This window comes from Caballeronia sp. LZ003 (genome assembly GCF_031451465.1).
In the GTDB taxonomy this organism is placed as follows: Bacteria; Pseudomonadota; Gammaproteobacteria; order Burkholderiales; family Burkholderiaceae; genus Caballeronia.
This window is the reverse complement of sequence record NZ_JARUXJ010000001.1, coordinates 2103185-2128416: the sequence shown is the minus strand read 5'-3', so window position 1 is coordinate 2128416 and position 25232 is coordinate 2103185. Positions and strand designations below refer to the sequence as shown.

The 25232-nt window shown below is 63.6% G+C and carries 20 protein-coding genes; 13 read left to right on the top strand and 7 right to left on the bottom strand.

The genetic code is table 11. From position 1 onward, the window contains the following. Positions 1 to 44: 44 nt before the first annotated feature. Positions 45 to 272, top strand: coding sequence for a sulfurtransferase TusA family protein (locus QCE79_RS09460; protein ID WP_062601442.1), 228 nt, complete (start codon positions 45 to 47; stop codon positions 270 to 272). 77 nt (positions 273 to 349) lie between these two features. On the opposite strand, the gene galU is transcribed toward QCE79_RS09460, so the two are convergent. Both galU and QCE79_RS09450 read right to left on the bottom strand, forming a co-directional pair. Beyond that, positions 350 to 1231 (bottom strand): UTP--glucose-1-phosphate uridylyltransferase GalU, encoded by an 882-nt coding sequence (gene galU, locus QCE79_RS09455; protein WP_244825674.1) that lies wholly within the window; start codon positions 1229 to 1231, stop codon positions 350 to 352. Positions 1232 to 1331: 100 nt separating this feature from the next. Further along, positions 1332 to 4199 (bottom strand): valine--tRNA ligase, encoded by a 2868-nt coding sequence (locus QCE79_RS09450; protein ID WP_309843657.1) that lies wholly within the window; start codon positions 4197 to 4199, stop codon positions 1332 to 1334. A 198-nt stretch (positions 4200 to 4397) separates the two neighbouring features. Between QCE79_RS09450 and QCE79_RS09445 the strand changes: the two genes are divergently transcribed. The 5 genes from QCE79_RS09445 (at position 4398) to QCE79_RS09425 (ending at position 10642) form a co-directional block, all read left to right on the top strand. Further along, on the top strand, positions 4398 to 6761 hold the full coding sequence (locus QCE79_RS09445; protein ID WP_244825671.1) for a UvrD-helicase domain-containing protein: 2364 nt from the start codon (positions 4398 to 4400) through the stop codon (positions 6759 to 6761). After that, positions 6758 to 7510 (top strand): 5'-methylthioadenosine/adenosylhomocysteine nucleosidase, encoded by a 753-nt coding sequence (locus QCE79_RS09440; protein WP_309843651.1) that lies wholly within the window; start codon positions 6758 to 6760, stop codon positions 7508 to 7510. The genes QCE79_RS09445 and QCE79_RS09440 overlap by 4 nt, the downstream gene beginning before the upstream one ends. Positions 7511 to 7764: 254 nt before the next feature. Further along, positions 7765 to 8052 (top strand): hypothetical protein, encoded by a 288-nt coding sequence (locus QCE79_RS09435; protein WP_309843649.1) that lies wholly within the window; start codon positions 7765 to 7767, stop codon positions 8050 to 8052. Beyond that, positions 8049 to 8540 (top strand): hypothetical protein, encoded by a 492-nt coding sequence (locus tag QCE79_RS09430; RefSeq protein WP_309843646.1) that lies wholly within the window; start codon positions 8049 to 8051, stop codon positions 8538 to 8540. The genes QCE79_RS09435 and QCE79_RS09430 overlap by 4 nt, the downstream gene beginning before the upstream one ends. A 146-nt stretch (positions 8541 to 8686) precedes the next feature. Continuing rightward, complete coding sequence (locus QCE79_RS09425; protein WP_284507734.1) at positions 8687 to 10642, top strand: propionate--CoA ligase; 1956 nt, start codon at positions 8687 to 8689, stop codon at positions 10640 to 10642. 144 nt (positions 10643 to 10786) lie between these two features. Here QCE79_RS09425 and QCE79_RS09420 read toward each other — a convergent pair whose 3' ends face one another. Beyond that, a complete protein-coding gene (locus QCE79_RS09420; protein ID WP_250492589.1) occupies positions 10787 to 12058 on the bottom strand; it encodes an MFS transporter in 1272 nt (423 codons plus the stop codon). Between the two features lie 288 nt (positions 12059 to 12346). Between QCE79_RS09420 and QCE79_RS09415 the strand changes: the two genes are divergently transcribed. After that, positions 12347 to 14011 carry a methyl-accepting chemotaxis protein gene (locus QCE79_RS09415; RefSeq protein ID WP_309843641.1) on the top strand — a complete coding sequence of 555 codons (1665 nt, stop codon included), beginning with the start codon at positions 12347 to 12349 and terminating at the stop codon, positions 14009 to 14011. 277 nt (positions 14012 to 14288) lie between these two features. Then, on the top strand, positions 14289 to 14732 hold the full coding sequence (locus QCE79_RS09410; RefSeq protein WP_250509255.1) for a hypothetical protein: 444 nt from the start codon (positions 14289 to 14291) through the stop codon (positions 14730 to 14732). 10 nt (positions 14733 to 14742) lie between these two features. Here the strand turns inward: QCE79_RS09410 and QCE79_RS09405 are convergent, their stop codons facing one another. Continuing rightward, the gene (locus QCE79_RS09405) at positions 14743 to 16212 is read right to left on the bottom strand and encodes an HDOD domain-containing protein (protein WP_309843636.1); all 1470 of its coding nucleotides are present in this window, start codon (positions 16210 to 16212) and stop codon (positions 14743 to 14745) included. Between the two features lie 103 nt (positions 16213 to 16315). Further along, positions 16316 to 18262 carry a bifunctional diguanylate cyclase/phosphodiesterase gene (locus QCE79_RS09400; RefSeq protein WP_284509341.1) on the bottom strand — a complete coding sequence of 649 codons (1947 nt, stop codon included), beginning with the start codon at positions 18260 to 18262 and terminating at the stop codon, positions 16316 to 16318. 418 nt (positions 18263 to 18680) lie between these two features. Here QCE79_RS09400 and QCE79_RS09395 point away from each other — a divergent pair, with 418 nt between their 5' ends. Genes QCE79_RS09395 through QCE79_RS09385 form a run of 3 tightly spaced genes read left to right on the top strand, consistent with a single transcriptional unit; the run spans position 18681 to position 21113 of the window. Next, positions 18681 to 19976, top strand: a complete 1296-nt coding sequence (locus QCE79_RS09395) for an EAL domain-containing protein (RefSeq protein ID WP_309843634.1) — start codon at positions 18681 to 18683, stop codon at positions 19974 to 19976. 52 nt (positions 19977 to 20028) lie between these two features. Next, positions 20029 to 20601 carry a peroxiredoxin gene (locus tag QCE79_RS09390; RefSeq protein WP_244825656.1) on the top strand — a complete coding sequence of 191 codons (573 nt, stop codon included), beginning with the start codon at positions 20029 to 20031 and terminating at the stop codon, positions 20599 to 20601. Positions 20602 to 20648: 47 nt separating this feature from the next. Then, entirely contained in the window at positions 20649 to 21113 is a 465-nt protein-coding gene (locus tag QCE79_RS09385; RefSeq protein WP_244825655.1) for a hypothetical protein, read from the top strand. Positions 21114 to 21127: 14 nt separating this feature from the next. Here the strand turns inward: QCE79_RS09385 and cydB are convergent, their stop codons facing one another. Together cydB and QCE79_RS09375 are read right to left on the bottom strand one after the other, a co-directional pair. Then, the gene (gene cydB / locus QCE79_RS09380) at positions 21128 to 22135 is read right to left on the bottom strand and encodes a cytochrome d ubiquinol oxidase subunit II (RefSeq protein ID WP_309843630.1); all 1008 of its coding nucleotides are present in this window, start codon (positions 22133 to 22135) and stop codon (positions 21128 to 21130) included. A gap of 20 nt (positions 22136 to 22155) precedes the next feature. After that, a complete protein-coding gene (locus QCE79_RS09375; RefSeq protein WP_250465204.1) occupies positions 22156 to 23616 on the bottom strand; it encodes a cytochrome ubiquinol oxidase subunit I in 1461 nt (486 codons plus the stop codon). Between the two features lie 222 nt (positions 23617 to 23838). Here QCE79_RS09375 and sugE point away from each other — a divergent pair, with 222 nt between their 5' ends. Together sugE and QCE79_RS09365 are read left to right on the top strand one after the other, a co-directional pair. Next, on the top strand, positions 23839 to 24159 hold the full coding sequence (gene sugE / locus QCE79_RS09370; RefSeq protein ID WP_309843626.1) for a quaternary ammonium compound efflux SMR transporter SugE: 321 nt from the start codon (positions 23839 to 23841) through the stop codon (positions 24157 to 24159). Between the two features lie 324 nt (positions 24160 to 24483). Continuing rightward, entirely contained in the window at positions 24484 to 25122 is a 639-nt protein-coding gene (locus QCE79_RS09365) for a DUF4126 domain-containing protein (protein WP_309843624.1), read from the top strand. Positions 25123 to 25232: the final 110 nt, after the last annotated feature.

Below are 25232 nucleotides of genomic sequence, written 5' to 3'. Positions count from 1 at the left end.
TCGATGTTTCGCAACACGCAAGGCTTAACGGAATTCAAATCGCGATGGAAGTTCACAAGGAAGTCGACGCGCGCGGGCTCAACTGCCCGTTGCCGATACTGCGGGCAAAGAAAGCACTCGCCGACATGACGAGCGGCCAGATTCTGAAGGTGCTCGCCACCGACCCCGGATCGCAGCGCGATTTCGCGGCGTTTGCAAGGCAGACCGGCAACGAGATCGTCGAAGTAACCACGCAGGACAAAGTGTTCACCTTTCTAATGCGACGCCGCTGAAAAGGAAAAAGCCCATCACATGACGCGATGGGCTTTTTTTTCGCCTGCCGACGCGGGCGAATTCGACTTACTTCGACTCAGCTGGCCAGGTTCGGCGAGCGCGTGCGCAAATACTCGTCGAAGTCTTTCGACACTTCCGGATGGCGCAGCGCGAATTCCACCGTCGCCTTCAGATAGCCGAGCTTGCTGCCGCAGTCGAAGCGCGTGCCGTGGTACTTGTACGCGAGCACTTGTTCGTCCGACAGGAGCGACATGATGGCGTCCGTCAGTTGCAGTTCGCCGCCCGCGCCGGGCTTGATCGAGCGGATGTGATCGAAAATGCGGGGCTTCAGCACATAGCGGCCGACCACGCCGAGGTTCGACGGCGCAACGGCCGGTTCCGGCTTTTCGACGATACCCGAGAGCTTGAAGATGTTGTCTTCCCACTCCTTGCCGTCGATGATGCCGTAGGACTTCGAATCTTCCGCCGGGATTTCCTCGACGCCGATCACCGAGCTGTGATAGTGGTCGAAGACTTCGATCATCTGCGACATCACGGGCGGCTTGCCGTACAGCAAGTCGTCCGCGAGGATCACGGCGAACGGATTGTCGCCGACGAGCTTTTCGGCACACAACACCGCGTGGCCGAGACCGAGCGCTTCGGCCTGACGCACGTAGAAGCAATCGACATGGCTCGGCTTGATGCTGCGCACGAGTTCGAGCAGCTTGTCCTTGCCGCGCGCTTCCAGTTCGGCTTCGATCTCATAAGACTTGTCGAAGTGGTCTTCGATCGCGCGCTTGCTGCGCCCGGTCACGAAGATCATTTCGGTGATGCCGGCGGCCATTGCCTCTTCCACCGCATATTGAATCAGCGGCTTGTCGACGACGGGCAGCATTTCTTTCGGGCTCGCCTTGGTCGCGGGGAGGAACCGAGTGCCGAGACCCGCGACGGGGAAAACCGCTTTGGTAACTTTTAGCATGTGATAACCCTGATCCTCTTAATCATTTGGAACGTCGAGCAGTTGGGCGAACGGACGAACATCCCCGATCACGCGGCGATGCTACTTCACGACAGCCCAATCAGGCAGGCAGCCGCAAAATTTGCGCCCGAAGCTTCTCGATAGTGGTTTCGTATTCTGCCAGCCTTTTTCGCTCCTGTTCAACGACGGCGGGCGGCGCTTTTGAAACAAAGCTTTCATTTCCGAGCTTCGCGTTACATTTGCCTGCTTCGACAGTCAGGCGGTCTACTTCCTTCGTGAGACGCTCGCGTTCGGCGGCGACATCGATCTCCACCTTCAGCACGAGTTTGTTCGCGCCGACGATCGCCACCGGCGCACCTTCCGCTTCGGCGTCGAGCGCGGCTTCGTCGTCGATGATCTTCACTTCGGCAAGACGCGACAGTGCGGCGACGTACGGCGCAAACGTATGGAGACGCGCGGCGTCGCCATGTGCGAGCAGCGGCACCTTCACCGCGGGCGACAAGTTCATTTCGCCGCGCAGATTACGGCATGCGTCGATGACAGCCTTGAGTTCGGACGCCCACTGTTCCGCCGTTTCGTCGATCTTCTTCGTCTCGGCGCGCGGATAGGCCTGCGTCATGATCGACAACTCGCCTTCCTTCGTGCCTTCGGGCAAAACGTCGGTCAGCGGCGCCACCTTCTGCCACAGCGCTTCCGTGATGAACGGGATGATCGGATGCGCGAGCCGCAGCACTGTTTCCAGCACGCGCAACAGCGTGCGGCGCGTGGCGCGCTGCTGCTCGGGCGTACCGGTCTGGATCTGCACCTTCGCGAGTTCGAGATACCAGTCGCAGTATTCGTCCCAGACGAACTTGTAAATTGCGCTCGCAACGTTGTCGAAGCGATAGTCCGCGAAACCCTTTTCGACTTCCGCTTCGACGCGCTGCAGGAGCGACACGATCCAGCGGTCCGCCTGCGAATAATCCGTGTAGCCGCCGGGGCCGCAATCGCCCGGCTTGCAGTCGCCGGGGTTCGCAAAGCCGCAATCGTGGCCTTCGCAATTCATCAACACGAAACGCGTGGCGTTCCAGAGCTTGTTGCAGAAATTGCGATAACCCTCACAGCGTGCCAGATCAAAATTCACATTGCGACCCAGCGTGGCCATGGAAGCCATCGTGAAGCGCAGCGCGTCGGTGCCGAAGGCCGGAATGCCTTCCGGAAATTCCTTACGCGTTTTCTTTTCGATCTGCGCGGCGGCCTTCGGATTCATGAGGCCGGCGGTGCGCTTGGCGACGAGCGGTTCGAGCTCGATGCCATCCACGATATCGATGGGATCGAGCGTATTGCCCTTGCTCTTCGACATCTTCTGGCCTTCCGCGTCGCGCACGAGGCCGTGCACGTAGACCGTGTGGAACGGCACCTTGCCGGTGAAGTGCGTGGTCATCATCACCATCCGGGCAACCCAGAAGAAAATGATGTCGAAGCCCGTCACGAGCACGGTGGAGGGCAGGAACGCGTTCAGTTCCCTGGTTTCGTCCGGCCAGCCGAGCGACGAGAAGGGCACGAGCGCGGACGAGAACCACGTATCGAGCACGTCTTCGTCGCGGCGCAGCGTACCTTCGTAGCCCTTGGCGTCGGCTTCGGCGCGCGCTTCGTCTTCCGTCTTCGCGACGAAGATCTCGCCGTTTTCGCCATACCACGCGGGAATCTGATGGCCCCACCACAACTGGCGCGAGATGCACCAGTCCTGGATGTTTTCGAGCCATTGGTAGTAAGTCGTGGTCCAGTTCTCGGGTACGAACTTGATCTGCCCGCCGCGAACCACGTCCAGCGACGTTTCCGTGATCGACTTGCCCGGATTGAACGTGCCTTCCGGCGCGGCCTTGGTCATTGCGACGAACCACTGGTCGGTCAGCATTGGCTCGATGACCACGTTGGTGCGGTCGCCGCGCGGCACCATGAGCTTGTGCGGCTTCACGGACTCGAGCAGGCCGAGCGCTTCGAGATCCTTCACCACTTCCTTGCGCGCGTCGAAGCGATCTATGCCGCGATATTTCGCGGGCGCGTTGTCGTTGATCTTCGCGTCGAGCGTGAGGATTTCGATCTGCGGCAGCTTGTGGCGCTGGCCGACCGCGTAGTCGTTGAAGTCGTGCGCGGGCGTGACCTTCACGACGCCCGTGCCGAACTCGCGGTCCACGTAGTCGTCCGCGATAACCGGAATCTCGCGGTCGCCAAGCGGCAGCACGACCGTCTTGCCGATCAGATGCCGATACCGCTCGTCTTCCGGATGCACCATCACCGCAACGTCGCCGAGCATGGTTTCGGGCCGCGTGGTCGCGACCGTCAGATTGCCCGAGCCGTCGGGCAGCGGGTACTTGATATGCCAAAGGCTGCCGTTTTCTTCCTCGCTGACGACTTCGAGGTCGGACACGGCCGTGCCCAGCACCGGGTCCCAGTTCACGAGCCGCTTGCCGCGATAGATGAGCCCTTGCTTGTACAAGGTCACGAAGACGTCGCGCACGGCGGCGGACATCTTGTCGTCCATCGTGAAGTATTCGCGCGACCAGTCGATGGAAGCGCCCAGACGCCGTACCTGATTCGTGATGGTCGAGCCGGATTCCTGCTTCCACGCCCAGACGCGCTTCAGGAATTCCTCGCGGCCGAGGTCATGGCGGGAGATTTTTTTGGCGTCGAGCTGGCGTTCGACGACGATCTGCGTGGCAATGCCCGCGTGGTCCGTGCCCGGCACCCACAGCGTGTTTTCGCCGAGCATGCGGTGATAGCGCGTCAGGCCGTCCATGATGGTCTGGTTGAACGCGTGGCCCATGTGCAGCGTGCCGGTGACATTCGGCGGCGGCAGTTGAATGGAGAAATTCTTCGCGCCTTCCTGAAAGGTCGGGGCGGAGTAGCCGCGTTTTTCCCATTCCGGGCCCCATTGGGACTCGATGTTCTGAGGCTCGAAGCTCTTCGCAAGCGTGTTGTCGCTCATCGTGAAATCTGCCGAAAAATGCGTGAAAAGTGCGGGGTAATCCCTGATTATAAGGTTCGAGCGAGTCAATCGGACGAATTCGGGGTGGCTTGCGGCCAGGCGCGGATGCCAGGCGCCGGCGACGCCATCGGCGCGGTCTTATAATGGTCGGCCCGCCGCCAGAGACTTTGGCCCGCTTTTCGCCGTCCACCTGCTCCCATGCCCGACCTGCTCGCGAACCTCAACCCCGAACAACTCGCCGCCGTGACGCTGCCCAACGAGCCCGCGCTGATTCTCGCCGGCGCGGGCAGCGGCAAGACGCGCGTGCTCATCACGCGAATTGCGTGGCTGATCCAGCAGGGCTACGCGTCGCCGCCGACCATTCTCGCCGTGACCTTCACGAACAAGGCCGCGCGCGAAATGATGTCGCGGCTCTCGGCGCTCTTGCCCATCGACACGCGCGGCATGTGGATCGGCACCTTCCACGGCCTGTGCAACCGCATGCTGCGCGCGCATTATCGCGACGCGGGGCTGCCGCAGACTTTCCAGATTCTCGACACCGCCGATCAGCTCTCCGCCATCAAGCGGCTGATGAAAGGGCTCAATGTCGACGACGAAAAATATCCGGCGAAGAACCTTCAGTATTTCATCAACAACGCGAAAGAGCAGGGCTTGCGTCCAAAAGACGTGGACGCCACGGACGCCTTCAACCGCAAGTTCGTCGAACTGTACGAAGCCTACGATCAGCAATGCCAGCGCGAAGGCGTCGTGGATTTCCCCGAACTGCTGTTGCGCTGCCACGAACTGCTCGCGTTCAATGCGCCGCTGCGCGCGCATTATCAGGCGCGCTTTCGCAATATCCTCGTCGACGAGTTTCAGGACACCAACAAGCTGCAGTACGCGTGGCTCAAGCAGCTCGCGGGCGAGAGCAACGCCATCTTCGCGGTCGGTGACGACGACCAGTCCATCTACGCGTTTCGCGGCGCGAACGTCGGCAACATGCACGACTTCGAGCGCGAATTCCGCGTGCGCAATCTCATCAAGCTGGAGCAGAACTATCGCTCGCACGGCCATATTCTCGATACCGCGAACTTCCTGATCGCCAACAACTCGCGGCGGCTCGGCAAGAACCTGCGCACGGATGCGGGGCACGGCGAACCGGTGCGCGTCTACGAAGCCGCGACGGATTCGCAGGAAGCGGGCTGGATCGTCGAGGAGATCAAGGCGCTCATCAATACGGGTCTCGCGCGCGGGGAGATTGCGGTGCTGTACCGGAGCAATGCGCAGTCGCGGACCATCGAGCACACGCTCGTGAACGCGGGCATTGCGTATCGCGTGTATGGCGGCTTGCGCTTCTTCGAGCGTCAGGAAGTGAAGCATGCGCTCGCGTATCTGCGTCTGATCGACAACCCGAACGACGACACGGCGTTTGCGCGCGTGGTCAATTTCCCGACGCGCGGCATCGGTGCGCGCTCCATCGAGCAACTCGCCGACGCCGCGCGTCTCTACAACTGTTCGATGGCCGCCGCCGTGCCCTACGTCACGGGAAAGGCAGGTTCGAGCCTCGGCGCTTTCGCCACGCTCGTCGCGAAGATGCGCGCCGAAACGCAGCAGATGAGTCTGCCGGAAACGGTCGAATACGTCGTGCGCGCGAGCGGTCTCGCCGCGTTCTACGAGACCGAGCGCGAAGGCCAGGACCGTCTGGAGAACTTGCAGGAAGTGGTCAACGCGGCGGCGGCGTTCGTGAGCGAGGAAGGCTACGGGCTAGATACCCCCGCGCGTTCCGTGCCGCTGCGCCCCGGCGCGACGGCGGCGCCGGAGATCGTGAGCGAGGACGGCGAGATCGAAGTGCTGGACGCGCCCGGCATTGCCGATCCCGCGCAGAACCCCGATACCATGACGCCGCTTGCGGGGTTTCTCTCGCATGCATCGCTCGAAGCGGGCGACAACCAGGCGCAGGCCGGCCAGGATGCCGTGCAACTCATGACCGTGCACGCGGCGAAAGGGCTGGAATTCACGGCGGTGTTCATCACCGGACTGGAAGAAGGGCTCTTTCCGCACGAGAACAGCGCGCAGGAAACCGACGGCCTCGAAGAAGAGCGGCGGCTCGCTTATGTGGCGATCACGCGGGCGAAAGAGCGGCTTTATCTGTCGTTCGCGCAGAGCCGGATGCTGCATGGACAGACGCGCTACAACATTCGCTCGCGCTTTTTCGACGAATTGCCCGAAGGCTCGCTCAAGTGGCTCACGCCGAAGATCGAGCCGGGCGCGCGTTGGGGCGGGCGCGCGGATAACGCCGGCTGGGGCCGCGACTGGTTCGCGCGCCCAGGCCAGGAGCGCGGCGGTTCGGCTTACGGCGGTTCCGCCGCGTCCGCACCGGCGTTGCCGTCGTTCGCCAACGAGCAGCGCGCGGCGGAAAGCGGCTTCAAGGTTGGACAAGCGGTGTTCCACACGAAGTTCGGCGAGGGCACGGTGATCGGGCTCGAAGGCTCCGGCGGCGATGCGCGCGCGCAGGTTCGCTTCAAGCGGCACGGCGAGAAATGGCTCGCGCTCGCGGTGGCGAAACTGCAAGCGGTCGAATGACGATGCTCGGCATCATGGCGGCGCTGCCGCAGGAACTGGGCGATCTCGTCGCGCAGATGCATGCGGCGGGCGCAGTCGAGACGGTGACGCTCGGTCAGCGCGAGTATCACGTCGGCCACGCGCATGGCGTGCGCGTGGTGGCGACGCTCGCGCGCATCGGCAAGGTCGCGGCGGCGGCGACGGCGAGCGCGCTCATTCACGTGTTCAAGGTCGATGCGATCGTCTTCACGGGCGTCGCGGGCGGCGTGCATGCAAATGTCCGGGTGGGCGACATCGTCATCGGCGACACGCTCCTGCAGCACGATCTCGATGCCTCGCCGCTTTTTCCGCGCTATGAAGTGCCGCTTCTGGCCCGCTCTCATTTCGCCGCCGATCCCAACTTTTCCGATGCGCTCGCGCTGGCCGCCGCGAGTTTCATCGTCGATGAGGGCAGCGCGCTTGCCGAGCGCTTCGCGGTGCATGCGCCGCGTGTGCATCGCGGGTTGATCGTAAGTGGCGATCGCTTCGTCGCGAGCAACGAAGGCGTGCTGGCGCTGCGCGACGCCTTGCCCGATGCGCTCGCCGTCGAAATGGAAGGCGCGGCGCTCGCGCAGGTTTGTTTCGAACACGCGGTGCCGTGCGCCGTCGTGCGCACCATCTCGGATAGCGCCGATGCCGCCGCGCCTGAATCGTTCGCGGAGTTTCTCGTGGCGATCGCGGGTGCGTATTCGTCGGGGATTCTGGTGCGGTTTCTTCGGTCTGTGCATTAGCTCCAACTCTCGGGGTTTCCCCTTCTGCCGCCAGACAATTTGCCGCTTGTAATTGAGAATGATTCTCAATACAATGCATCACAAGCGCGGATATCGGCGTGCCGCAAAGAAGCGCGAACCGCTGCTTCGACGACCGCCATCCCGGCCTGATCCGAGACACAGCGCTGCCGTCAGCGCTTATCCGTAGCTTTGCATCGGAGCCGAAGCCGGCGCGAAACCGCCGGCTTCGTCCGACCAACGAGGCCCGAACATACATGACCAACGATTCCATTCCCACTGCCATCGGCTTGACGCGCGAGCGGGGCGGCGTATCCGAGGCAGGCGAAATTCACGAGGCGCGCAACGAATGCGCGGTCGCGGCCAACGCCGCAAAAGTGCTCGAAACCACGCGTCACGCGTGGAGCCAGGCATCGGACGCACCGAAAGAAGCCGCGCGCCGGTTGCCGCGCGCCACGAAACCGAAAAAGCGGGCCGTGCCGCGACAGTCGCGCTGGCCGAGCCTGGTTGCCGCGCTGAATTACTGGAGTCCAAAACCGCTGTGAATGCCGCCAATCTCCATTCAAAGCGCGAGTCGCTTTCACCGTCCGTCCCGCTTCCCGATCTCGATCTCGATGCCCGCATGTTCGACGCCAGCCGCTTTCCGCTCGTGCGCCTGCGCCGACGCGCCGTCAAGCCGGGCTACGCGTTTGCATGGTGCGCGCAGATGCGCCGCCTGCTTGCGCTCAACACGCCCTTCGTGATCGTCGCCGAGCACGACGCCGATGAAACCGCCGACGACATTCGCCTGCGCACCGCGTGGCTGCGCAATCAGCGCGTGCAACTCGCGGCGTATTGCCGGGGCATCGTCGTGATCGAGCCGCGTATCGAGGCGCGCGCGACCACGCGTGAAGCGCTGCGTCATTCGACCGAGGGCAGCGGCGTGCGCACGGTCGTGGTATCGAGCATGCGCGTGGCCGGCGAACTTGCGCCCGTGTTGCTCAAGCATTCGGGCGAAGCGGCAGCGCCGGTGTCGAAGAGCCGCGCGGTCTGAAACGTCCGAAGCGTTCGGAGATGGCGAAGCGCGCCTGAATCGATGACACCGATCAGGGCGCGCCCTGTCTAGCAAGGGTTTGCGGGCTGCTCTATGCTCTGTCTTCGTGATGAGGATATGTCAACGCGGCCGCCCGACGTGGGCGCATGCGGCGTTGGCGGACGCACAGAGACAAGCACAGCCACGCACTTCGCTCAAAGAGGACGCGCATGCCGACTTACCGAGAAGCGTATCGCCGGTCGATCGAGGAACCCGAGGCGTTCTGGGCCGATGAGGCGCGCCGCATCCATTGGCATACGCCTTTCACGCAGGTGCTCGATGCGAGCAACCCGCCGTTCGCGCGCTGGTTCGTCGGCGGCAAGACCAATCTCTGTCATAACGCGGTCGATCGCCATCTCGCCTCGCGCGCGCAGCAAAACGCGCTCGTGTATGTATCGACGGAAACGGGCATCGAGCGCCGTTATACCTACGCCGAACTGCACGCGGAAGTGAACCGCATGGCTGCCGTCATGCGCTCGCTGCACGTGAAGAAGGGCGACCGCGTGCTCATCTATATGCCGATGATCCCTGAAGCGCTCTTCGCGATGCTCGCGTGCGCGCGTCTCGGCGCGGTGCATTCGGTGGTGTTCGGCGGCTTCGCGGCGCCTAATCTGGCAGCGCGCATCGACGATGCGGAGCCCGCGCTCATCGTCACCGCCGATGCCGGCGCGCGCGCGGGCAAGGTGATCGACTACACGCCGCTCGTCGACGAGGCGCTTTCGCGCGCTGAATTCAAGGTGCCGCAAGTGCTTTTGATCGACCGGCAACTGGCGCCCGAGCGGCTGCAGGCGAGCTATCTCGTCTCCTACGAACCCTTGCGCGAAAAATTTTTCGATGCTCACGTGCCGTGCGAATGGCTTGAATCGAACGAGCCTTCGTACGTACTGTACACGTCCGGCACGACCGGCAGGCCGAAGGGCGTGCAGCGCGATGTCGGCGGTTATGCGGTCGCGCTCGCGGCATCGATGGAGCATATCTTTCAGGGCGCGCCGGGCGACACCATGTTCACCGCGTCCGACATCGGCTGGGTCGTTGGGCACAGCTACATCATCTATGCGCCGCTGATCGCGGGCCTGACCACGGTCATGTACGAAGGCACCCCGGTCCGTCCGGACGGCGGCATCTGGTGGCGGCTCGTGGAGCAGCATCGCATCAACCTGATGTTCACCGCGCCCACCGCGATCCGCGTACTTAAGAAGCAGGACCCGGCGCTGATGCAAGACGCCGATCTGTCCAGCCTGCGCACGCTGTTTCTGGCGGGCGAGCCGCTCGACGAACCGACCGCGCAATGGATTCAGAGCGCGCTGAGAAAGCCCGTCATCGACAATTACTGGCAGACGGAAACCGGCTGGCCGATGATCGCGATTCCACGCGGCATCGAGGCGTTGCCCTCGAAGCTCGGCTCGCCGGGCGTGCCGTCGATGGGCTTCAACCTCACCTTGCGCAACGAGGCGACCGGCGAGATTTGCGCGCCGGGCGAGAAGGGCGTGGTCGCGTTGGGTTATCCGCTGCCGCCGGGCTGCATGCAGACCGTGTGGGGCGACGATCAGCGTTTCATCGACACCTATTGGACTAGCGTGCCGAACCAGTTGGTCTATTCAACCTTCGACTGGGGCGTGCAGGACGAGGACGGCTACGTGTCGATTCTCGGCCGCACCGATGACGTGATCAACGTGGCGGGGCATCGGCTGGGCACGCGCGAGATCGAGGAGGCGTTGTCCGCGCATCCGGCGGTGGCGGAAGTCGCGGTCGTCGGCGTGACGGATGCCGTGAAGGGCCAGGCCGCCGCTGCGTTCGTCGTGCTACGCGATGCGAGCCGTCTCGATGCGCCCGGTGCGCGCGCCGGGCTGGAGGCGGAGCTGTGTCACGCGGTGGATGCGCAACTGGGCGCGATTGCGCGTCCGGCGCGCGTGCTTTTCGTGTCGATGCTGCCGAAGACGCGTTCGGGCAAGCTCTTGCGCCGAGCGATCGCGGCGCTGGCCGAAGGGCGCGATCCGGGGGAATTGCCGACTATCGAGGACCCGAGTGCGTTGGGGTTGGTGAAGGCGGCGTTGGAATCGTGAGCGCGAGCAGCGGGCTTTGAATACGCAAGGGCGCTTGCACCTTCACCGGAACGAACTAAGCTGCATCGCCACTTAAAGCACACCGGGCGCGTGATCTCTCGAAGCATCGACGCGCCCGTTAAAGGAATTACGGCCTGTTAAACCTTAAGCCTTTACCCGCTCCTCGCTCATCTTAGGCAACATCACCGTCAGCACGCCGATCAACGGCAAGAACGCGCAGAGCTTATAAACGAAGTCGATGCTCGTCACATCCGCGAGATGGCCGAGCACTGCCGCGCCCACGCCGCCCATGCCGAACGCAAAGCCGAAGAAGAGGCCCGCCACCATCCCGACCTTGCCGGGAATCAACTCTTGTGCATAGACCAGGATGGCCGAAAACGCGGATGCCAGCACGAGCCCGATGATCACCGACAACACGCCCGTCCAGAACAGATTCACGTAAGGCATGAGCAGCGTGAACGGCGCGACACCGAGAATCGATACCCAGATCACCGCCTTGCGCCCGACCTTGTCGCCAACCGGCCCGCCGATGATCGTCCCCGCCGCCACTGCCGCCAGAAACACGAACAGGTGAATCTGCGCGCTCTGCACCGACACGCCGAACTTGCTGATCAGATAAAACGTGAAGTAACTCGTGATGCTCGCCAGGTAAAAGTACTTCGAGAACACGAGCAGGACGAGCACGCTCATCGCCATCATGACTTTTTGACGCGGCAAGGAATGATGCGCAGCCTGTCCGCGACCCTTCTTCGTCGCGGGATGACGCTTGTACCAGCGGCCGATATTCGCCAGCACGAACATGGCAACGAGCGCCGCGACCGAAAACCACGCAATGCTGCGTTGTCCGTGCGGAATCACGATCAGCGCCGCAAGCAACGGCCCGAGCGACGAACCCGCATTGCCGCCGACCTGAAAGAGCGATTGCGCAAGGCCGTGCCTGCCGCCCGACGCCATGCGCGCAACGCGTGACGATTCCGGATGAAACACCGACGATCCGCAGCCAACCAGCGCCGCCGCGATCAGCAAAGTGCCGAAGTTGCCCGCCACCGACATCAGCAAGAGACCGGACAGCGTGAAACCCATGCCGACCGGCAACGACCACGGCTTCGGATGCTTGTCGGTGTAGAGCCCGACGAGCGGCTGCAGAAGCGATGCGGTGATCTGATAAGTCAGCGTAATCAGGCCGATCTGCCCGAACGAGAGCGAGAACTCGCTCTTGAACATGGGATAGATCGCCAGGATCAGCGACTGGATCATGTCGTTCAGCAGATGCGCGAAGCTGACCGCGCCCAGCACCGAATACACGGTGCGCTGAACGGCAGGCGTGGTGGCCGGTGACGCGCCCGCAGTCGCGGTACTGGCGACCGACGCGCTGCCCGAAGGCGGAAACGCGCCTTTATCGATACTTGTTTGCATGGTGGATGGCGTAAAACGCGTGGAAAAAACGGTTGTCCCAATTCTTGTATTCGCCTGCGACATTTATGCGCAAGCTGAATTTCTGACAAGTGTAGGCTGTCCGCGAGTCGTTGTCCTGCCAAGGTTCGTCGCGAATCGGACATCGTCGGCGTGATCTCGGCGGCCACGCGAGAGACGAACGTCCGTACACAAACGGATTAAAGAAAGCCAAATGTTTGCCGTAGACCAGCGATACAGACGTGCCGCGCGATAGACGCGGCCGTCCAGCAAACACTTCGGGGATCTACCATGAAACTGTTCTCGCTACGCGGCGTACGCGCAACGAGCGACGCGGCCTTCCTGCCGGACGCCGCCAGCAACCATCCACGCGCGGCCGATTCCGCCAGGCGAGGGTTGAGCGTCAAGGCGACGCTGCGTCTTGCCTTCGGACTCGTGCTTGCAGGAACGCTTGCCATCGGCGCGATATCGCTGATGCAGATCAGCCGTCTGAACGGCGCGACCGAATCCATTTACACGCAGGGCGTCGTCGCGAGCCGCGCGGCGGAAGAAACGCGTGGCTATCTGCTGCGCGCGAGCCGCTCCCAAAAGATGCTGCTCACCGCGACGACCGCCAAAGAGCGCGACGATCTCGGCGCGCAGATCGAGGAGGCGCTCGCGGCCATCGGCAAGGAACAGGTACAACTCGCGCAATACGTCGATCACGCGGACCAGGACGCACTCGCGCAGCAAAAGCGTTTCGACACGGCGCTCGCCGCGTGGAGTGGCAACGTGCGCGGCTTCGTGAAACTCGTGAAGGAGCAGCCGCTCGATCTTTCGCAGATGAACTGGCAAGTCGGCACGCAGGACATATCGCTGCTGGTCGAGACCGGCAAGCTCGAAAAGATGGTCGATGAACTCGTCGCGCGGCGCGGCGCGGCCGCAAAGGCGACCATCGATGCCGCCGCGTTCATCTTTCATTCTTCGTTCGTGATGGTTTCCGTGCTGACGCTCGCGCTGCTCGGGCTGGCTATCGCCGTGAGCGAATGGGTCGTGCGGCGGCTCGCGAAACAACTCGGCGGCGAGCCGGCTTACGCGATGGATATCGCGCGGCGCATCGCCTCGGGCGATCTGGCCAATCGCATCGTGCTTGCGCGTCGCGATGACGCGAGCATGCTGGCGGCTTTGTCGGAGATGCAGGCGGGCCTGTCGTCGACGGTCGGCGAGATCGCGGTGAGCGCGCAGGCTATCGCGTCGGCATCGAGCGAGATTTCAACGGGCAATGTCGACTTGTCGCGCCGCACCGAGGAACAGGCGGTGGCGCTCGAGAAGACCGCTTCGAGCATGGAGCAACTCACGTCGACCGTGCGCCAGAACGCCGATAACGCGATGCAGGCGAGCACGCTTGCCAACAACGCGTCGGCGATCGCGGAGAAGGGCGGCGCGGTAGTGAGCCGCGTGGTCGAAACCATGCAGCGCATCGATGCGAGCGCGAAAAGTATTGGCGACATCATCGGCGTGATCGAGGGCATCGCGTTTCAGACCAACATTCTGGCGTTGAACGCAGCGGTCGAAGCGGCGCGCGCGGGCGAGGAAGGGCGCGGTTTCGCGGTCGTGGCGGGCGAGGTGCGCAGTCTTGCACAGCGTTCGTCGGCGGCGGCGAAGGAGATCAAGAGCCTGATCGATACATCGGTGGCGCGCGTGTCGGACGGCTCGTCGTTCGCGCAGGAAGCGGGCGCGACGATGGAAGAAGTCGTGCGCGCGGTGCGGCGCGTGACCGACATCATGGGCGAGATTTCGGCGGCATCGGCGGAACAAAAGACGGGCATCGAACTGATCAGCCACGCCGTCGCGCAGATGGATGCGGGCACGCAGCAGAACGCGGCGCTGGTGGAAGAGGCGGCCGCGGCGGCGCAATCGCTCGACGATCAGGCGAAGGGGTTGAATGCGCTGGTCGGGAAGTTCCAACTTGCCTGATTCGCGTGGCGTCGGGTGACGGTGAAGAAGCCCCTCGACCCGATTTGCACGGCAAGCGCAATCGTTGAGTACGCGTACTCTTCGCGCTTGCTCAAAGCCGCAACCTCAAGCTAAAATCCGCGAACTCGGGCGCCGGCAGGGCGCCCATTCTCGCGAAAGTCATCCACACCTGCCACGCCTTGCAGTCCAAAGCGCAGTCAACGCGCCCAAGTCACGAACCGCAACGTCGAACCTTTTCAGCCGCACGCGAGAACGGCGCAAACAAAGGAACAACGTCATGTGGTCCACATCCTGTCCAATTTCCCCTCCCGCTTCGAATAGCGACTATCTGCGCGAACACGCGCGGCGGCTCTTGCGTCAGGCGCGCGATGGCGATTCGAGCGCCGCGCTGCCCGTGTTGCGACGGCTGCAATCCGCCGACATCACGCGCGCCTCGCGCCTCACCGATCTCCACGCGAAGCGCGACGCGCTGCAACTCAAGCACGTGCTCGCCATGCTCGCCAACGAACTCGGTTATTCAAGCTGGGACGCCTGCAAGAACGATATCGACACAGAACCCGCCGCGCGCATCGACCGATACCGGCTCGATGCCGGTGCGTTCAACGACTTCGAGCGCAACTGGTTCGCCAACGAAGCCGACGCGCTCGCCTGGCAGCGCGCCAACGGCGGCTATCTCGTCCCATATGGCGAGCAGGTCGTGGCTATTCTGAAGCGCGAATAGGAAGGAGGAATCAGATCAGCTCGACTTCTTTCCAGTTCGCGCTGGAAAAGAAGCGGCTGAGTTCGCGCGTGAGTTCGTTCAGCGCGCTCATTTCCGATGGCGCGATCTTGCGCACGTGTTGCGGATGCGTCCAGTCGCCGTAGACGAGCGCGACCGTCGATGCATCCGACTTCACCGGCAGCAGCACGAACGCCTGCGCCTCGCCGAGCGTCTCCTTGTACCAGCGCGGCAAGCGTGCGTCGATACGCGGATCGTGCGCGTTCTCGATAAAGATGCCCACCGGATTCGTGATCGCCAGATGGAACACGTCGGGCTTGAAGTCGGCGGAAAAGTGCAGCTCGGGCAGGATCGCTTCGACGCCGGCGCCAAGTCCCAGCCGCGCTTGGAACTCGTTGTCGGCCTGGCGCACGAATACCACCGCGCGCGACAAGCCGAGCCCCGCGAGCACGGCTTCGGAGGCAAGCGCAAGCACGGGCGCGAGCGCATTCTTCGATGGCAACGAGCGCAAGTCTTCGAGGCTCGCGCCAATGCGCGCTTCCGCCGATATTCCCGCCCGCGCGATGGCATCCGCATTGGCCTGCAGTTCGCTGATCTCCCGCATGACCGAGTCGCCGCCTTCTTCGCTGGCAAGCGCGAGGCTCATCGAGGCGAGCGTCGCGGCGTCGGTGCTGAGCGCGTCGCTATAGCGATTGGCGATATCGACGAGCAAGGACTCGCGGCCGCTCGCTTCGACATGCTGCGCGGTGAGCGCGTCGGCGACTTCGGTCGAATAGTTGGTGACGGCCTGCAGCCAGCGCACGTGCTTCGGCACGTTTTCGTCGGGCGGCGCTTCAGGGTCGCTCGCCTGCATGCCGGCGCGGATCGTCTCGGGCAGGCGCCAGCGGTCGGCCGCTTCCATGCCGATTTCGTCGAAGGTCACGCCGAGCAGCGCGGCGCACGCGTGACTGTCGCTGATGTTGTCCGCCGCCGCCTTGCGCCGCAACTGATCCCACTCGTGTTCGAGATAGAACGCGACGAGCAGCTTGCCGATCTGCCGCATCAGCGTGCAGACCACGGCTTCTTCCGCCGAACGCAGATCCGTGCGCTCGGTGATCTGCCGCGCGACCGCGCCGGAGAGCAAGGTGCGATTGAGTTCCAGCTTGGCGTCGATACGGCGTGGCGCGCTGTGATGAAAGTGATCGACGAGTTTGAGCCCGACCACGAGATGCCCGACGGCGTCCATGCCGAGCACCATCAGCGCGCGCGTGACGGTGGTGATGTTGCCGCCGAAGGCCACGTACATCGCGGAATTGGCGAGACGCAGCACCTTCTGCGTGAGGCCGAAGTCCGACAGCACCACTTGCACGAGGGACGTGAAGTCGAGGTCGTTATCGCTCATCGCGGACACGGTCGTGCGCAGCGCCTGAGACAGCATGGGGAAATCCCCGCGCTCGCTCATGCGCGCCCACAGCTTGTCCATAATTTCGGCCTTGACTGCCATCCGTGATAAGAACCCTTCGTTGCGCGAGGATCGATTCCAATCGGCCCTCGCAGCCTTCTTTCTCATGACGTGTCGTTCGATTAGAACACGAACACGCCTTCTCTCATAATGTCTCGTGCAGCACCAGCGAATGCGACTGGAACGACGACGCCAGCTCGTCGGACGGCAGCGCGCGGCTGATCAGCCAGCCTTGAATATGGTCGCAGCCCATCTCGGCGAGCAGGTCGCGCTGCTCCTCGGTTTCGACGCCCTCGGCGACGAGTTCCAGCCCGAGCGATTGTGCGAGCCCGACCACGGCGCTCACGATCGCACGATTGTTGCGCGACGTAATCAGGTTCTCGACAAAGCTCCGGTCGATCTTGAGCTTCGACAAGGGAAACCGCTGCAGATAGGCGAGGCTCGAATAGCCGGTGCCGAAGTCGTCGACGGCGAAGCGAATGCCCACCGAAGTCAGCGCTTCAAGCAGGCAAGTCGCTTCCTCGGGATCGCGCATCAGCACGCTCTCGGTGATTTCGAGCACGATGCGGCGCGCGTCGATGCCCGTCAGCGCCAGCGCTTCCTTGACCGCCGAGGCAAAACGCTTGTCCCGGAACTGCTGCGGCGACACGTTGATCGCCACGTAATCCAGCCGGATGCCGATGGCGTCCCACTGCGCGAGCTGCATGCACGCCGCCTTCAACACCCAGTTGCCCAGATAGTTGATGAGACCGATGGACTCCGCGAGCGGAATGAACACCGTCGGCGGCACGAGCCCGTGCAGCGGATGATTCCAGCGCATCAGCGCTTCCACGCCGACCACCGCGCCCGTGCGGATCTTCGTGATCGGCTGGAAGTACAGCGAGAATTCGCCGTTGCGCACCGCTTCGTATAGCTCGGCTTCCAGCTTGAGGCGTTCGGCGTCGGCGGGGTCGTCGTCGGGTGCGTGGAACACGAGCGTGTTGCCGCCCGCGGCCTTCGCCTGCGCGAGCGCGTGATCGGCCATGCGCAACAGGCTCGCCTGAACGCCGTGCTTGCCGTTGCGCTCGACGGGCTTGTCCGCGAGCGCGGCGTGATCCGGGTACATCGCAATACCCACGCTCGCCGACAAATGCGTATGCTGCCCGCGATGCCGATACGGCTGCGCAATCGCGTTGAGCAGACGCTTGCCGTGGCTTTCGGCGGCTTCGAGCGTGGTGCCGGCGGGCAGCAGCACGGCGAACTCGTCGCTCGCAATGCGCGCCACGCGCTCGCCCGGCGCGACGGTGTGCTGAATGCGCCGCGCCGTCTCGCGCAGCATGTCGTCGCCGGTGTCGTAACCGAGCGCGCGGTTGATCCGCTGATAATCGTCGATATCGAGCACGAGCAGCGCCGCCTGCGTGCGCGTGAGTTCGGCTTCGGCTTGCGCCGCGCTCATGGCGGTATCGAGCGCGGCGGCGTTGTCGAGTCCGGTGAGCGCATCGTGATGCAGCGCGTGTTGCAGCGAATCCTCACGCTCGCGCCAGTGCGATACATCGAACGCGGCGAGCGCGAAGCCCGGCGTGCCGAGCGCGGCGGTGGACATGAGCCGCAGCTCGACGCAGATCGGAATGGTCAACGACTTCACCACGTTGAGCGTCGCCGATTCGAGCTTGCCGCTCGCTCGCGCGCGAGCAATGAGCGCGTGCAGTTCGTCGGCTTCCTCGGACGGCACGAGGTCGTGCAGCGTCAGCATGCTTAGATAGTCACGGTGATACCCGATGAACTCGATGCTCGCGTCCGACACCTGCCGGAAGCGCAGGGCATCGTCGAGTTGCGCGAGGAAATCGACCGCGCCGAGCGCCAGCATGAGCACCGACTGATCCTTGTCGAAGCCGTGCGCCGCGACTGCGCTCGAAGAAGCGGGCGCGCGTGCTTGCGCTTGTGCTTCCGGCTGTACCGGCTCTTGTGCCTGCGCTTGCACAGCGGCGACGCCGGGCGCGGCGCTCACGGCTTCGCGGCGGCTCGCCACGGCGCTTCGCCATGCGCGGCCGAGCGCATCGCGAACGATGCGCCACGGTGCGCGGCGGGAGGCGGTGATCCGATTCGCTTGCATGTTGTGGTCGAGTGGTGCGTGGCGCCGGTGTTCCGCGGCCGAATAAGCAACGGCGAGGGGACACTGCGGCGCTCGAAAACGTCTTGCGGACGCTCTCGTCGGGTACGTGCCGGCACACGCGCGACACGCTCTATCAGGCGAGTTATCGGCCCATGGGACGGTTTCTTTAGCTGGAGCGACGGTGCCGCGCTGTATGGCCTAACGCGTCGAGGTTATTTGTCGTACAAAACTTGCGTATCATGCCACCTTCGATGGCACCTTCGATGGCACCTGCAGTGCCGGCGGCGATGTCCGCTTGCAAGACCGTTGACCGTCGACCGGAAAATTCGCTTGAGTTGTTCAATCCCATGACCCACCATAGATTGCCGGCCTGCCTCGTTTGCGAGGCAGCGTGCTGGGCACTTCCGAGCTTCCCGTCATGGCCGATTCCCCGCTAAAGCCCGCGCCCTCCCGGCGCGAACACAGTGTCTATGTCGGCCGTCAACCCATTCTCGACGGCGACGGCGCGCTGGCTGCCTACGAATTGCTGTTTCGCGACAGCCCCGACAATCGCGCCCGCATAGCGGACGACGTGCAGGCCACCGCGCACGTGGTGGCGCGCACGGTCGGCGAGATCGGCGTGTCGGCCGTGCTGGGCGACCATCCCGGCTACGTCAACATGAGCCGCGAATTGCTCTTCGACGACATCGTCCACATCATGCAGCCCGAGCGCTTCGTGCTCGAATTGCTGGAGAGCATCGAGTTCGACGAGTCCATCTTCCGGCGCTGCGGCCAGTTGCGTAACGCAGGCTTTCGCCTGGCTCTCGACGATGTCATCCGTCTGGACGACGCGCTCCTTGCCGCGCTGCCATCCGTGGATATCGTCAAGATCGATCTTCTGTCCACCGACCGCGCGCACTTGCCGAAACTCGCCACGACGCTCAAGACGCGCGGCAAGTTGCTGGTCGCCGAGAAGGTCGAGACGCTCGACGACTTCAAGGAAGCCAAGCGCCTGGGCTTCGACTTCTTTCAGGGCTATTTCTTCGCGCGGCCGCAAGTGCTCTCGGCAAGGCGCGCGAGTCCGGCGCGCGGTGCGCTGCTGCGGTTGCTCGCCGTGCTCGGCGGCGACCCGGCCTTGCGCGAGCTCGAGACCGAACTCAAGCGCAATCCGGACATCGTCGTGCAACTGCTGCGTCTGGCCAATTCCAGCGCGCATGCGCGCGGACGGCGCTTGTCGTCGTTGCGCGAGGCCATCGCGTCGACAGGCACACGTCAGTTGATGCGCTGGACCCAACTGCTGCTCTATGCGGACGGCAGCGGTCTGCCGTGGCGCTCGGACCCGCTCCTCCAACTCGTCGGCACGCGCGCGCGCTTCATGGAACTCGCGGCCGGCGTGCTGCGCCCGGATGACGAGCCTTTTGCCGATGCCGCCTTCATGACGGGCATCTTTTCGCTCGTGCATGTCGTGCTCGGCATGCAGCCGGAAGAAATTGTCGATAAGCTTCACCTCACGGCGGAGATCCGCTCGGCGATCCTCGAAGGCGAGGGCGCGCTCGGTGCGCTGCTGGCCATCGCGAAAGCGGCCGAACAGGGCGATGCCGCCGCGATCGATGCAAGCCGGCTGGCCGATCCCGCGCTCGCGGAACTCACGCCCGCCACGCTCTCGCAAATGCAGGTCGAAGCGGCGGCGTGGTTCACCGAGAGCCGGCTGGATCAGGACGAGGCGCAAGGCTGAGGCGCTTGCCGCTCGTCTCGCGACATTTTTGCTGCCCTCAAGCGGAGTGCATATGAAGAAAAAGATTCTGGCGACCGTCGTCGGCCTGGCCGCCGCAACCGCGGCTTGCGTGGCCGTGGTGTATTCGACTGCCGCGAGCGCCACGCTCAAACCGGGCGACGCCGCGCCGTCGTTCGTCGCCCAGGCATCGCTTGGCGGCGATGTGTATCAGTATTCGCTTGCCGACGCGCTCAAGAAAGGCCCCGTCGTCCTGTACTTCTATCCGGCGGCGTTCACCAAGGGCTGCACGATCGAAGCGCACGAATTCGCCGAGGCGGTCGATCAATACAAGGCGCAGGGCGCCACCGTGATCGGCGTGTCGCACGACAACATCGACACGCTCAAGAAGTTTTCCGTGAGCGAGTGCCGCAGCAAGTTCCCGGTCGCGGCGGATGAAGACTCGAAGATCATCCGCTCCTATGACGCTTCGCTGCCCATGAAGAGTTCGATGGCCAATCGCGTGTCCTACGTGATCGCGCCGGACGGCAAGGTGATCTACGAATACACGAGCCTTTCGCCGGATCAGCATGTCGCGAATACCTTGCAGGCCTTGCGTGACTGGAACGCGAAACACAAGGCGCAATGAGCTTGTCGTCCCGTATTCGTCGTTCAAAGAACAAGGTGTGAAGTCAGATGCCGATCGTTGTCGCCCTCGCGGTTCTCGTCGCGCTCATCTATGGCGCGGTCTGGTCGTTCAACGCGCTGCACGCGCACTTCGGGCTTGCTGTCGCAGTCGGCGTGGCGGTGGTGGCGGCCGCGGCAATCGCGGCGGGCGTCGCTTACTGGCTCGCGCGGCGCCGTGAAGTCGCGGCGAACATTCCGCGCTCGGCTGGCGGCGACTGGACTCACGAACTCAAACGCGACTGGGGCGGCTTGCGGCTCGCCGCGGGCAAGCGGCTCCTGGAAGTGCGCGTGGGCGAAGCGACGGGCAGCTATATCTTTGCCGATCTGCGCGGCGCGCGCGAGGAGCAGGGCAACGCGGTCGTCCTCACCGTCGCGGATTCGAAACATCCCGAATGGCGTCTGCCCATCAGCGATCCGGCCGATGCTCGCAAGTGGACGCGCATCCTCACGCTCGCCACGCGCCAGAAGCTTTAGTCATGACCAAGCGGCTATTGCGTGTGATAGCCGAGATCGCCGCGCACCTTGCCGCGAAACACCCAGTAAGACCAGATCACGTAGATGATGATGACAGGCAGCAAGAACATCGTGCCGATCAGCAGAAACTGATGCGATAACGGTGCGGCCGATGCGTCCCACAGCGTCACCGAAGGCGGCGCAATGAACGGCCACAGGCTGATCACGAGCCCGGTGAACGCGAGGAAGAAGAGGCCCACGGAGCACAAAAAGGGCAGCACTTCGCGGCCTTTTTGCAAGCTCGACCACAACGTCCACGCAAGGAGCGCGGTCAACACCGGCACGGGCGTGAACGCTAAGCTCTGCGGAAAGCCGAACCAGCGCGCCGCAATGCGCGCATCTTTCAGCGGTGTCCACAGGCTGATCAGCAAGATGAACGCGATCACGCCGAGCAGCGCATGACGCGCCATCTTGCGACCCCACGCTTGCAACTCGCCTTCGGTCTTGAGCACGAGCCAGGTCGAGCCCTGCAACGCATAGCCGAAGATCAGCCCGACGCCGACGAGTAGCGGAAACGGCGCCACCCAGTTCCAGCTCGTGCCGGCGTACTGCCGGCCGTGGATCGGAAAGCCCTGGATGAACATGCCGAGCACCGTGCCTTGCGCGAAGGTCGCGACGAGCGAGCCGTAGCCGAACGCGCCATCCCACAGCCATCGGCGCGCGCCCTCGACCTCGCGGAATTCGAACGCGACGCCGCGAAAGATCAGCCCGAGCAGCATGAAGAGAATCGGAAAGTAGACCGCCGGCACGATGATCGCGAAGGCCAGCGGGAACACCGCGAACAAGCCGCCGCCGCCGAGGATCAGCCAGGTTTCGTTGAAGTCCCACACCGGCGCGACGGAGTGGATCATCAAGTTGCGTTCGTCGGGATCGCGGCGCAGCAGGAACAGCATGCCGACGCCCAGATCGAAGCCGTCGAGCAGCACGTACATGAACACGGCCAGCGCGAGGATGGCGGCCCACAAAGGCATGAAATCGAGCATCGCGGTCTCCTGTTGACTTGTTATGGGCGATGCGGCGGGACGACGTCGTCGCGATTCGCCGTGCGCGCGCCGCCGTCGCCGCCTGCCGTGACCGCGGATACCGCCGACAGCGGCCGCGCCGCGCGCGTCTTCGTATCGAGCGATTCGTTCTCATGGTCACGCGACGCGTCGGTCGGGCCGATGCGCACGAGCCGCCGCAACAGCACGAAGCCCGCGCCGAAGATCACGAGATAAGCCAGCATGTAGAGCGCCCAGGACAGGCCGACGTCGGCGGTGGTGAGCGAGGGCGTGACGGAATCGCGCGTGCGCAGGATGCCATACACCGTCCACGGCTGACGGCCCGCTTCGGTGGTGGTCCAGCCCGCGATCACCGCGATGAAGCCGAGCGGCATGGCGAACGTCGCGCAACGCAGCCAGCGCGTGCTTTGTTCCAGCTTGCCGCGCGCGAACAGCACGATGCCCGACAGCACGAGCGCGAACATCAGAAGCGCGATCCCGACCATGATGTGAAAGGCGAAAAACACCACGGCGACAGGCGGGCGGTCTTCGCGCGGAAAGTCCTTCAGCCCGCGCACGACTCCGTTCGGATCGTGCGTGAGGTAAAGGCTGCCGAGCACGGGAATCGAAATCTCGAAGCGGTTGCGCTCTTCCTTTTCGTCGGGAATGGAGAAGAGATTCGCGGGCACGCGCGAGCCGGTTTCCCACAGACCTTCCATCGCCGCGAGCTTGGCGGGCTGATATTTGAGCGTGTTCAGACCGTGCGAATCGCCGATCACCATCTGGATCGGCACCATGATGATAAGAAAGATCAGCGACATCTTGAGCATCACGCGACTTTCCTCGACAGCGCGTTTTTGCCGCAGATACATGGCGCCGACGCCGAGAATGACGAAGCCCGTCGTGACGAGGAACGCGCTCACCGTATGCCCAAGCCGGTACGGAAACGACGGCGTGAAGATCACGTCGAAGAAGCTCACCACTTCGAAGCGGCCGTCCGGCAACATGCGATGCCCTTGCGGCGTCTGCATCCAGCTATTGACGGCGAGAATCCAGAACGACGAGATGACCGTGCCCGCCGCGACGAAAATCGCGGACATGACGTGCGCCCATTGCGGCACGAGCTTGCGTCCGAACAGGAGCACGCCGAGAAACGCCGATTCGAGGAAGAACGCCGTCAGCACTTCGTAGCCCATCAGCGGGCCGACGACATTGGCGGTGGCATCGGAGAAACGGCTCCAGTTGGTGCCGAACTGAAACGGCATGACGATGCCCGACACCACGCCCATGCCGAACGACACCGCGAAAATTTTCAGCCAGAACGCGGACAGGCGCCGGTAGACATCGCGCTTGGTGATCCACCAGTTGAATTCGAGCGTCGCGATGAAGCACGACAGGCCGACCGTGAACGCGGGCAGCAGTATGTGGAACGCGACGACCCAGGCGAACTGGAAACGTGAAAGCAGGACCGAATCGACATCCATGAGCGCTCCTTTTGTGTTTCTGTAAAGGGCGGGGCGAAGGGTGCACGGTCGCACACTGGTGGCGCGCGCTCCATTAATACACGGTTTTACATCGCTCGGCACGAGGAGCGAAAAGCCTTGCTGCACCAAATCGGTATAATTACGGTCTGCTTTCGCCGCGTGGACGACCGCGCGCGCTTCTTGTTACCGGGGACGGCCCCGTTCCTTCGAGGAAGTCACCTCATGTCCTGGATTCTTCTTTTTATCGCCGGTTTGCTCGAAGTGGCATGGGCCGCCGGGCTCAAGTCATCGGAAGGCTTTACGCGGCTTTGGCCGTCGGTGTTCACGCTGGTGACGGCCATCGGCAGCTTCGTCTTGCTTGCCATGGCCATGCGCCAGTTGCCGCTCGGCACCGCTTACGCTGTTTGGACGGGAATCGGCGCGGTCGGCGCGTTTATTTTCGGCATCGTGTTTCTGGGCGAGGCGTTGACGGCGGCGCGTATCGGCAGCGCGGCGCTGATCGTCGCGGGGCTTGTCGGACTCAAGCTCTCGTCCGGGCATTGACGCGCTGTTGCACCGGCGCCACCGCAATGGTCGCCGGTGCGAGCGGCAGCGCACTTCGGGCGGCATTCGCCGGATGCCTTGCTGCACCGCTTCCTTTTGCATGGATATAATGGTCTGAAGGCATTTCCGATTTTCAGCAATCTCCGATTGCAGATAACATCACTCGGCGAGCCGCACCGTTTTATCTTTCCGCCTGCGTCACGAGGCTTTTTTCGATATCCTCGTTGATATGGGCGGCTTCTTCCGGCATCCGGGCTGGAAAGAAGCGACGTTCAGACCGGCGCACACGGTTGGCCGGGTTGCTGGCGCACCAAGGAGGCGGCAATGCTTGAGTCACTTTCGCTCGCTGCGGGCCTGTCATGGGCGAGCGGGTTGCGCCTGTATCTCACGGTCTTCATCGCGGGTCTGTTTGAACGCATCGGTCTCATCCATCTTCCTGATTCGCTCGCGGTGCTCGGTTCGCCGTGGGTGATCGGCGTGGCGGCGGTGCTCGCCGTCGTCGAATTTCTCGCCGACAAGATTCCCGCGCTCGATTCGCTGTGGGACGCCATTCACACGTTCATCCGCATTCCGGCGGGCGCCGTGCTTGCCGCCGGCACGCTCGGTCATGCCGATCCGGCCATGCTCACCATCGCGGCGCTGGCGGGCGGAACGCTTGCCGGCGCCTCGCATTTCGCCAAGGCGGGCACGCGCGCGCTGATCAATCTCTCGCCCGAACCGGTGTCGAACTGGGCGGCATCCGCGACGGAAGACATCGGCGTGCTGCTCGGCATCACGCTCGCGCTCTTCGTGCCGGTGCTGTTCCTCGTCATGCTGATTGCGTTCCTGGTCATCGCCGGTTGGGCGCTGCCGCGCCTCGTGCGCGGCGTGCACGGCGGAATATCGCGCATGGCCAAGCACATGCTGCCCGGCAGCGGCACGCCGCAAACGTCGATCACGAGCCTGCGGAGCAAGCACGATTGAGCACCGCGGCGCGCAACGACTCCACTCCCTCCAAGGCCGCGCTCAAAGCCGACCGCACGCATCCTCCTGTCCGGCTCGATTTTCTGCAGACCGCGCGTCAGGCGTGGCGC

What these genes read in the sequence shown, in the direction of transcription:
- QCE79_RS09390 (WP_244825656.1), top strand. Translation starts at nt 20,029, where the DNA reads ATGAAGAAAAAGATTCTGGCGACCGTCGTCGGCCTGGCCGCCGCAACC.
- QCE79_RS09365 (WP_309843624.1), top strand. Translation starts at nt 24,484, where the DNA reads ATGCTTGAGTCACTTTCGCTCGCTGCGGGCCTGTCATGGGCGAGCGGG.
- QCE79_RS09385 (WP_244825655.1), top strand. Translation starts at nt 20,649, where the DNA reads ATGCCGATCGTTGTCGCCCTCGCGGTTCTCGTCGCGCTCATCTATGGC.
- sugE (WP_309843626.1), top strand. Translation starts at nt 23,839, where the DNA reads ATGTCCTGGATTCTTCTTTTTATCGCCGGTTTGCTCGAAGTGGCATGG.
- QCE79_RS09425 (WP_284507734.1), top strand. Translation starts at nt 8,687, where the DNA reads ATGCGGCGTTGGCGGACGCACAGAGACAAGCACAGCCACGCACTTCGC.
- QCE79_RS09460 (WP_062601442.1), top strand. Translation starts at nt 45, where the DNA reads ATGGAAGTTCACAAGGAAGTCGACGCGCGCGGGCTCAACTGCCCGTTG.
- QCE79_RS09435 (WP_309843649.1), top strand. Translation starts at nt 7,765, where the DNA reads ATGACCAACGATTCCATTCCCACTGCCATCGGCTTGACGCGCGAGCGG.
- QCE79_RS09400 (WP_284509341.1), bottom strand. Translation starts at nt 18,262, where the DNA reads ATGCAAGCGAATCGGATCACCGCCTCCCGCCGCGCACCGTGGCGCATC.
- QCE79_RS09420 (WP_250492589.1), bottom strand. Translation starts at nt 12,058, where the DNA reads ATGCAAACAAGTATCGATAAAGGCGCGTTTCCGCCTTCGGGCAGCGCG.
- QCE79_RS09445 (WP_244825671.1), top strand. Translation starts at nt 4,398, where the DNA reads ATGCCCGACCTGCTCGCGAACCTCAACCCCGAACAACTCGCCGCCGTG.
- QCE79_RS09440 (WP_309843651.1), top strand. Translation starts at nt 6,758, where the DNA reads ATGACGATGCTCGGCATCATGGCGGCGCTGCCGCAGGAACTGGGCGAT.
- QCE79_RS09395 (WP_309843634.1), top strand. Translation starts at nt 18,681, where the DNA reads ATGGCCGATTCCCCGCTAAAGCCCGCGCCCTCCCGGCGCGAACACAGT.
- QCE79_RS09415 (WP_309843641.1), top strand. Translation starts at nt 12,347, where the DNA reads ATGAAACTGTTCTCGCTACGCGGCGTACGCGCAACGAGCGACGCGGCC.
- QCE79_RS09405 (WP_309843636.1), bottom strand. Translation starts at nt 16,212, where the DNA reads ATGGCAGTCAAGGCCGAAATTATGGACAAGCTGTGGGCGCGCATGAGC.
- galU (WP_244825674.1), bottom strand. Translation starts at nt 1,231, where the DNA reads ATGCTAAAAGTTACCAAAGCGGTTTTCCCCGTCGCGGGTCTCGGCACT.
- QCE79_RS09450 (WP_309843657.1), bottom strand. Translation starts at nt 4,199, where the DNA reads ATGAGCGACAACACGCTTGCGAAGAGCTTCGAGCCTCAGAACATCGAG.
- QCE79_RS09410 (WP_250509255.1), top strand. Translation starts at nt 14,289, where the DNA reads ATGTGGTCCACATCCTGTCCAATTTCCCCTCCCGCTTCGAATAGCGAC.
- cydB (WP_309843630.1), bottom strand. Translation starts at nt 22,135, where the DNA reads ATGCTCGATTTCATGCCTTTGTGGGCCGCCATCCTCGCGCTGGCCGTG.
- QCE79_RS09375 (WP_250465204.1), bottom strand. Translation starts at nt 23,616, where the DNA reads ATGGATGTCGATTCGGTCCTGCTTTCACGTTTCCAGTTCGCCTGGGTC.